The organism is Halomonas sp. Ps84H-12, assembly GCF_024124725.1.
GTDB lineage: Bacteria > Pseudomonadota > Gammaproteobacteria > Pseudomonadales > Halomonadaceae > Vreelandella > Vreelandella aquamarina.
In genome coordinates this window covers 1-8540 of record NZ_JAMXSJ010000065.1, presented here as the reverse complement: position 1 = coordinate 8540, position 8540 = coordinate 1, and the positions used below count along the sequence as shown (strand labels likewise).

The 8540-nt window shown below is 51.5% G+C and carries 11 protein-coding genes; 7 read left to right on the top strand and 4 right to left on the bottom strand.

Features of this window, described 5'->3' with window-relative positions; translation table 11 throughout:
* Together NH344_RS17635 and NH344_RS17630 are read left to right on the top strand one after the other, a co-directional pair.
* Window positions 1–329 (top strand): ATP-binding protein (locus NH344_RS17635; RefSeq protein WP_253028247.1); only part of this gene is annotated, 329 nt, incomplete at its 5' end.
* A gap of 64 nt (window positions 330–393) precedes the next feature.
* Window positions 394–729, top strand: coding sequence for a LysR family substrate-binding domain-containing protein (locus NH344_RS17630; RefSeq protein ID WP_253028246.1), 336 nt, complete (start codon window positions 394–396; stop codon window positions 727–729).
* 111 nt (window positions 730–840) lie between these two features.
* Here NH344_RS17630 and NH344_RS17625 read toward each other — a convergent pair whose 3' ends face one another.
* The 3 genes from NH344_RS17625 to NH344_RS17615 form a co-directional block, all read right to left on the bottom strand.
* Window positions 841–1038, bottom strand: a complete 198-nt coding sequence (locus NH344_RS17625; protein ID WP_062375038.1) for a 4-oxalocrotonate tautomerase family protein — start codon at window positions 1036–1038, stop codon at window positions 841–843.
* 128 nt (window positions 1039–1166) lie between these two features.
* Window positions 1167–2126 (bottom strand): LysR family transcriptional regulator, encoded by a 960-nt coding sequence (locus NH344_RS17620; protein WP_253028245.1) that lies wholly within the window; start codon window positions 2124–2126, stop codon window positions 1167–1169.
* A gap of 32 nt (window positions 2127–2158) precedes the next feature.
* Window positions 2159–3076 carry a LysR family transcriptional regulator gene (locus NH344_RS17615; protein WP_253028244.1) on the bottom strand — a complete coding sequence of 306 codons (918 nt, stop codon included), beginning with the start codon at window positions 3074–3076 and terminating at the stop codon, window positions 2159–2161.
* 158 nt (window positions 3077–3234) lie between these two features.
* Here NH344_RS17615 and NH344_RS17610 point away from each other — a divergent pair, with 158 nt between their 5' ends.
* From NH344_RS17610 to NH344_RS17600, 3 genes are all read left to right on the top strand, one after another.
* The gene (locus NH344_RS17610) at window positions 3235–3693 is read left to right on the top strand and encodes a DoxX family protein (RefSeq protein ID WP_253028243.1); all 459 of its coding nucleotides are present in this window, start codon (window positions 3235–3237) and stop codon (window positions 3691–3693) included.
* A gap of 60 nt (window positions 3694–3753) precedes the next feature.
* Window positions 3754–4701, top strand: coding sequence for a glutathione S-transferase family protein (locus NH344_RS17605; protein WP_253028242.1), 948 nt, complete (start codon window positions 3754–3756; stop codon window positions 4699–4701).
* A gap of 71 nt (window positions 4702–4772) precedes the next feature.
* Complete coding sequence (locus tag NH344_RS17600; RefSeq protein ID WP_062375045.1) at window positions 4773–5588, top strand: class III extradiol ring-cleavage dioxygenase; 816 nt, start codon at window positions 4773–4775, stop codon at window positions 5586–5588.
* Between the two features lie 31 nt (window positions 5589–5619).
* Here NH344_RS17600 and NH344_RS17595 read toward each other — a convergent pair whose 3' ends face one another.
* A complete protein-coding gene (locus tag NH344_RS17595; RefSeq protein ID WP_253028241.1) occupies window positions 5620–6525 on the bottom strand; it encodes a LysR family transcriptional regulator in 906 nt (301 codons plus the stop codon).
* 203 nt (window positions 6526–6728) lie between these two features.
* Between NH344_RS17595 and salA the strand changes: the two genes are divergently transcribed.
* Both salA and NH344_RS17585 read left to right on the top strand, forming a co-directional pair.
* Window positions 6729–8027 carry a salicylate 1-monooxygenase gene (gene salA / locus NH344_RS17590; protein WP_253028240.1) on the top strand — a complete coding sequence of 433 codons (1299 nt, stop codon included), beginning with the start codon at window positions 6729–6731 and terminating at the stop codon, window positions 8025–8027.
* A 50-nt stretch (window positions 8028–8077) separates the two neighbouring features.
* On the top strand, window positions 8078–8540 hold a 463-nt coding region (locus NH344_RS17585; protein WP_290444097.1), incomplete at its 3' end, for a dioxygenase.

Below are 8540 nucleotides of genomic sequence, written 5' to 3'. Positions count from 1 at the left end.
GCATCGCGCACGGTGATGGTAGCTACGGTCGGCTGATGAACCAGCTGTTGAAGACCAACCTGCTGATCCTGGATGACTGGGGCATGCAGAAGATCACGGCGCAGCAGCGGCAGGACCTGATGGAAGTGATCGAAGACCGACACGGGCGGGGCTCCACCCTCATCGCCAGCCAGTTACCCACGGAGCACTGGCATGACTACATCGGCTCCGCCACGCTGGCAGACGCCATCATGGATCGGCTCCTGCACGGCGCTCACCGACTCAATCTGAAAGGGGAATCACTGAGAAAAACCAACGCACAAAAAACGGAATCGGTTGACCCATCGTGACCGCTCAGCGTACAAAACTCTCTCCAGCGTGAAGGCCGTGTGCAAATCGGTCACGATCACCGTAATGACCGGTCACGTTCGCCGGAATACGCAGGGATATCGTGGGATTTCGCCGGTCTATTATGATCGAATGGTCGCGCATTTTTCTCGACTAAATTTTGAGCCCCGCGTTGTGCAGTATGGCGCTGATAACATCACCATTCTTAGTATGGTGGCAGCAGGGTTGGGTGTATCAATTGTACCAGCCGCCAGTCGTAGCCATCCCATGCCCGGCATCTGTTTTATTGAGCTGGAGGAGTTAACCACCTGTGATATGCCGCTATGGCTAGCGTGGCGAGCAGGCAATGTATCTCCTGTGCTCAATAATTTTATTCAAATGGCAGTAGAGATATTTGAATAAAATTAGCTGATTGGGCTTCAAAAGAAGTAAGCCGCTGCGATTTTTATCGCAACGGCTTAAGTTAATGCTGCCAATGATCCGAGTAGCGCTAACCTAGGGGAACGGACAGTACTAGCTCGATTTTTTGAGCGTTTCAGAAAAGATCTCACCGGAAATGGCCCAGTTGTCCATGGATACGTCATTGAAAATGACATAGACGTATTGCGGGTCGATGTTGCCATGCTGAGCAATCGCATCGGTGACGGCTTTGGCAATAGCAGGTTTGGCTTCGTCACGGCCATCAAACATTTGAATATTTACGACTGGCATGGTGAATTCTCTTGGGGTTGTGAACGGAGTGCTTCATCGAGCTTGTTGCTCAAGAAAGCAGTTTAGTCCTGCCATAAGGGCTGATAAACACGCTACAACCGGATTCAGAGTAGAGCTAAATTCTACAATCAGCCGAAAATATTCCGATCTGCCAACGAAACCAGTTCATCGATAATAAAGCGAACGCTCGGTAGCAGCTGATATGAGCGTGGCCAAATAATATTAAGTTCTGTCGGGGAGGGGGCGAACTCGGGGAGGATCGTCAGCAACTTTCCCTGAACGATAAAAGGTCGCAGCAATGCCTCTGGAAACTGAACGATCCCCGCGCCTGCTATGCAGGCATCCATCATGGCGTCGCCATCGCTTATTTGATGAAAAGGTGGGGGATTAAACCTCACTTCCTGCCCATTATCGTCTTTGACTCGCCAGCTCAACGGTGACCCACCGCGCCAAGCCATCAGGCAACGGTGTTGACTCAGCGCCTGTAAGTTCTGTGGGCATCCATAGCGTTCAAGGTAGCTAGGCGATGCACAGAGCACGAGGTGCTGGTCATTGAGCTTCTTGGCGACCAGGTCGGCACTGTCCTTCAAGGCACCATAGCGGATGGCGAGATCAAATCCGGCATCCAGCGGGTCAATGATGCGATCATTGAAGGTGAGGGTAAGCTTCAGGTGCGGATAACGTTCGGTCATGCCTAACAAAATAGGCATCATCACAGACCGACCAAAAGCGGCGGGCATATCAATCCGAACGGTACCGGATGGTTCACTCAGCTTTGAGCGTAGCGATGTTTCTGCAGCCTGCAGTGTGTCGAGCGCGCTTTGGCAGCTGGCAAAATAAGCTTCCCCTTCCGTGGTAAGGCTTAGCTTACGCGTGGTTCGATAAAGTAATTTGGTAGCTAAGTGCTGTTCCAGCTTAGAAACACTTTTTCCTAGCGCCGATTTAGAAACACCCAATTCATTTGCCGCAGCGGTAAAGCTGCCCGCTTTGGCAACGGCAACAAAATAGACAATGGCACGTGGATTGTCAGAAAAAACCGGACTGCTCATGATAAGTGATCCTGTTTTTCTAAGCGGAAGGCAATACACATTACGAACAAGCGGTAAGGGATAAACAAGATTTATTCGCCAGTTTCAAAGTCATCCCAGTACGGCGGGTCACCGAAATATCCGTCTAAAAAGTCGATAAAACACCTCACCTTACTCGCCAATAATTTGCGGTGCGCATAAACAGCATAAAGACCTAAAGGCGCTGGTTCGCACTCAGGAAGAATCACTTTTAGGCTGCCCTTGGCAATCGCTGCGCCAGAGATAAAGGTCGGCTGAATGGCAATACCTGCCCCCTGAATAGCGGCTTTGGTCAACACATCGCCATTGTTACTGATCAAGTCCCCCTCTTGGTGCCGTCCAGCGATTGGGAGCCACTCTGTGGCGGGCAGTCCCATATCATGCTCCATATAGCTGTAACGCAGATATCGATGTTGCTTAAGTTCACTGGGGCTTGTAGGGGTGCCATAGCGGGCTAAATAGTCAGGCGAGGCGCATATTACCAGTCGCACGGGGGCGATAAATTTCGCGATCAAGGAAGAGCTCTTCAAATGACCAATGCGTAAGGCAATATCAAACCCTTCCTCTACGATATCCACCTTTCTATCGTTCAATTGTAAGTCAATGCTGACGGCCGGATGTGCCTGCTGGAAGTCAGCCAGTAGTGGCGCTAAGTGCAGTGTCGCGAAGGAAACAGGCGCGCTGATCCGCAAACGACCTCGTGCGCCTTCTTGTAAGTCATTGAGCTGACTGTCCATATCGTCGATGTCGTCAAGCACCTGCTGGGCATGCTCAACGTAACGAATACCCGCTTCTGTGAGATGCACTTTGCGAGTGGTGCGGTTCAACAAGCGCACTCCGAGGCGGTCTTCCAACTGAGACACATATTTACTGACGAGCTGAGGCGACATTTCAAGTCGCTCGGCGGCCTGGGTGAAGGTGCCTTCGCTAACCACGTTGACGAAGGCTCTCATGGCATCAAGACGATCCATTCGTTTCCCTATCCCTGATGGAAATAAAAATTATCAACGCTTTGTTGTTAATCATGCAACATATCCGGCCTTATTGTTCCTTCATGGCGAGAGTAAAGTGCGTTCATCAGTAACGCAAAGCTTGTTGAATAAACCATTCGCTATTCGAGGAACCACTCATGAAAAACCAATTCGCACACACTTTATTTAACTCCACTGGCGGCTATGCGGCCCTGGCTTTAAGACTGCCGGTCGGTCTGATATTAGCGGCACACGGTGCACAAAAATTATTTGGCTGGTTCGGAGGCTACGGCTTGGAAGGCACCGGACAATGGATGACCAGTATCGGGCTTGAGCCCGGCTATGCCATGGCATTACTGGCAGGCAGCGCCGAGTTTTTGGGTGGGATCGCTTTATTCCTCGGGCTTCTAACGCGTCCCGCGGCGATTGCCTCAGCCATCACGATGCTAGTCGCTATTTTCAGCGTCCATGTGAGTAACGGCCTCTTCCTGACGAACAACGGCTATGAATACGCACTTGCTCTTTTCGCGATGACCACCGCGTTAGCGATTCAAGGCGCAGGGCGCTTGTCAGTCGATAGTTTGCTGCAGTCGCAGCTCTTTCATGGTCGCCAATAACCTAGCATACCGATCGCCCCGCCGTATTGACGGGGCTTATTTTGGAGGAAGGAGATTACTATGTTGGTTAACGGAACATGGCAAGAAAACTGGCACCCTGTTCAGGCTAAAGACGAAGAGGGGCGGTTTATTCGCCAATTATCGTCTTTTCGCCACTGGATCACGCCAGGCGGCTCGCCTGGTATAACAGGTAAGGGGGGCTTTAAAGCCGAAAAAGACCGCTATCACCTCTACGTTGCTTATATTTGCCCCTGGGCTTCCCGCACGCTGATGGCGCGCCAGTTGAAAGGGTTAACGGGGCTGATCAGCGTAACGGTTGTTAACCCCAAGTTAACAGACCAAGGCTGGCAGTTTGGCGGCTATCCCGGTGCTCATGATGATAGCCTTAACGGTGCCCATTATCTGCATGAGCTGTATTCTCAAGCCGACTCAACCTACACCGGTCGAGCCACCGTGCCCGTTTTGTGGGACAAGAAAACACGCACCATTGTCAGCAATGAGTCAGCTGACATTCTGCGCATGCTCAACACGGCGTTCGACGCGTTTGGTCAGCAAGGACCGAACCTTTACCCATTAGATTTAGCCGCTCACATTGATGCATTGAACGAGGTTATTTATAAAAACCTCAATAACGGGGTTTACCAAGCAGGGTTTGCATCGTCTCAGCAGGCGTACGAAGAGGCGTATGAAAAGGTATTTCTCACCTTGGATGAACTCGAAGCGCGCTTGTCAGATGGACGCGCTTACCTGTTTGGCGAACGGTTGACCGAGACCGATGTGCGGCTATTCGTGACATTGGTAAGGTTTGATGCTGCCTATCACGGGCTATTCAAATGCAATAGGAATACGCTTAACACCATGCCTAACTTGCATGCTTATATGCAACGTATCTATACCATTAATAGCATTGCCGATACGGTTAATATTGAGCATATCAAAGCAGGGTATTATTCCATCAAAGCGCTGAATCCCAGCAGTATTGTGCCGGTAGGTCCGGCATCCCTGTAGTTCTTGGATGGATAGTGTAACTGATGCGTTATGGCATGCATGAAACCTTACATCACCACAGGAGCATGATAATGAACGCCTCTCCAGACATTTTATTTCTTTCCCACGGCGGTGGGCCTCTGCCCCTATTAGGTGACCCAGATCATCAAGAGATGGTTGAGTCGCTACAAGAGATAGCTAGGGTCATCAGCAAACCGTCTGCCATTTTAATTATTAGCGCCCACTGGGAAGCGTCGGTGCCTACCATCACATCAGGGGCGGCCCCAGAGCTAATCTATGACTATGGAGGCTTCCCACCCGAAGCGTATCAAATTCAGTACCCCTGTCAGGGAGAGCCTGAGTTGGCCCAACAGGTGAACAAAGCACTTAACAAGGCTGGCATTTCGTCCGTGCTAGATACTAAGCGTGGATTTGATCATGGCGTTTTTGTTCCGCTCAAAATAATGTACCCGGAGGCTGACATTCCTTGTGTACAGCTGTCATTGGTTAACACCCTCAGTGCGGATACGCACCTTGCCATCGGCCGAGCGCTCAAATCTCTGGAACACGAGAACCTACTGGTGATTGGGTCGGGTTTTTCATTCCACAACATGCGGGAATTCTTTAGCCCTATTACGCCAGAGAGCCAAGCCAAGAACCAAGCCTTCGAAGAGTGGTTAGTGGATACATGCTCCCGCCAAGATATTGATGAATCAGAGCGCTACCGTCGTTTGGCTAACTGGGATAAGGCCCCTTACGCACGCTTCTGTCATCCAAGAGAAGAGCACTTACTGCCACTGCATGTCTGTTATGGTTTAGCGGGGAGACCCAGTGATAAGCAGTTATCCACCATAATATTGAACAAAGCATCAGGCATGTTCTATTGGTCACGACAGCGTGCCAAATAAAACACGCTGAAGGGAGGTGCTGAGTGATTGACTACTCAGAAAATATCTCAAACATAAGCCCTCTTAACCAGCGGTTGCCAGGGTCTTGATGAAAGCGGCGGTGCCAGAAAAGATTGATCGGAATCTCGGGGAATGCCAGAGGGTGCTCACGAGCGATTAACCCAAAGCGTTGGCAGGTTGCTTCGGCTAGTTTATTGGTCACTGTCACAATAAGATCGCTGCTGCTGACGATATAGGGAACGGTTGCGAAATGTGGCAGGGTTAATCGAACTGGCCGCTTAACCCCCGCGTTCGCCAGCTGCTCTTCGATAATACCGTGTCCAGTGCCTTGGGCAACCACCACAGCATGGTGCGCCGTGCGAAAATAATCAAGGCTAAAATCCCCAGTGGCGAGCGGGTGATCTTCGCGCATTAGGCAAACATAGCGTTGCACAAATAGCCGCTGCTGGTAAAAACCGGCGCCTAGCTGTGGGATTAGACCAACGGCCAGGTCGATCTTTCCCTCCTCCATCTCGTGTTTCAGGTCATTATTATGGCTGCGCACGGAGTTGATTGAGACGCCCGGAGCATGGAGGGAGAGGTGCTGTAGCAGGCGTGGGAGAAACACTATTTCACCGATATCAGTCATGTTGATATGGAATGTGCGATCACTCTTTGCGGGGTTGAAATCATCGCAAAGCTTCAAGGTGTCGTGCATTTTCGCTAATGCATCCGCAATGCCGGGGTGAAGTTGGCTAGCACGAGGCGTAGGTTGCAGCCCTTGCGAAGTACGCTCGAAAAGTTCGTCTTCCAGCAAGTGACGCAATCGCTTTAAAGCATGGCTGACCGCTGGCTGAGTGATACCCAAGCGTAATGCGACCCGCTGCGTATTTTGCTCTTGGTACAATAAGTCAAAAACGACCAGCAGATTAAGGTCAATATTGGCAAGTTTCTCCATTACCTAGCGCCTCGCCACGTATCCAACAATAGTTGAATGCGTCTGTTTATAATGTTTTTAACTGGTTGATTCATATTGTTATTAACGCCGTTTATAGTCTGAATGAAGGAGGCTGTGTGGTGGCTGTTGAAGCTCCCGAATAGCGTTAGGGGAAGAGCATGACGCTCAACATACAACGATAAGCCCCTGAGCAGAGTGGAATCATGGTAGCTAAAAACACAGTAGCAAATACACAGCAAAAGCGTCTTTCGATTGGCATTGTCGGTGGCGGTATTGGTGGTGTGGCCTTCGCCGTCGCGCTATCCCGCGATAGCCAGCTTGATGTTCAGCTTTTCGAAGCCGCTCCTCAGTTCTCTGAAATTGGTGCTGGGGTTTCTTTTGGCCCTAACGCTGTAAAGGCTATTCAGCGGCTGGGCTTAGAAACCTCCTATCAACGCATTGCCGATTCTTCTCCCGCTCCCTTTGAAGATGTTTGGTTTGAGTGGCGGCGTGGTAGTGATGATGCTTACTTAACTGCTAGTTTAGCGCCGGGGGTTGGTCAATCTTCGGTACACCGTGCCGATTTTTTGGATGCCATTGTTGCCAACCTTCCTGAAGGTATTGCTCACTTCGGCAAGCGCTGTGTCGAGGTTAAGCAAGATGCCGATAGCGCAACAGCTTACTTCGACGATGGCACACACTTTACCGGCGATGTGATCATCGGCTTCGATGGAATTAAGTCCGCTGTACGCCGCCATGTTTTGCCTCCCGAGCAGTACGGCGAGATAAATCCGTTTTGGAGTGGTACTTATGCCTATCGCGGCATGATCCCCACCGATGAGCTAGAGGCCGCTTTAGAGGCTAAAGGTAGCGAGAAGCGCCTAGCTCTTGTGCCCCAAATGTATCTCGGTAAAGACCGGCACATCCTGACTTTCCCCGTTAAGCAGTCGCAACTGATCAATGTTGTCGCTTTTATTACTGACCGCTCTACACCGAACCCTAAACTTGCCGAAGGTGAAGAGTGGGTACAAGCCACCAGCCAGAAGGAAATGCTGGAAGTATTCAAGGGTTGGAGTCCAGCCTGCCAAGCAATCCTTGAATGCATTCCTGAGCCAACGCGTTGGGCGCTGCATGAGTTACCCGAACTCGCCCGCTACCATCGTGACCGTGTGCTGATTGTCGGCGACGCCGCCCATGCACTGGTTCCTCACCAAGGTGCCGGAGCTGGTCAGGCGCTTGAAGATGCCTACGTACTCGCAAGCCTCCTCACGGATGAACATTGTGATCGCCACACAGTGAACGATGTCTTAGCTGCTTTTGAACAAGTGCGTCACGCACGCACCTGCAAAGTGCAGAGAACGTCACATGAGGCTGGGGATGTCTATGAATATGCTGGTGTTGGCATCGGTGACGATGAGGCCAAGCTAATCGAAAACTTGGAAAACCGCTTCGACTGGCTTTGGAACCATGACCCACAAGAAGATGTCATTGCCGCTCGTCAGTTACAAGCCGTATTGAATTAGTCGAGGCATCTTCACCTATCAAGCCTACAACAATAGAGAGGAGCATCCTAATGACTGTAAAAATCTTCGACACCCCCGAAGTCCAAACCTTTCTGAATGCCGTGGCGGGCCTTGACCAAGCCGGCGGCAACGACCGCGCCAAGCAGATTGTCCATCGCCTGGTCGGCGACCTGTTCAAACTGATCGACGACTTCGATGTCAGCGAAGAGGAGTACTGGGCCGCCGTGAACCTGCTCAACGCGCTGGGTAGCCAGACCCAGTTCGGCCTGTTGTCCCCAGGGCTGGGCTTTGACCACTTCCTCGATATGCGCCAGGACGCTATCGATGCCGAAGCCAAGCGCACCGGCGGCACCCCGCGCACCATCGAAGGTCCGCTCTACGTGGCTGGCGCCCCCGAGGCGGAAGGCTTTGCGCGGATGGACGATGGCAGCGACCCTGATGGCGAGACCATGTGGCTCACCGGCCAGGTGCGCGACGTGAACGGTCAGCCGATCCCCGGCGCGAAGGTCGAGA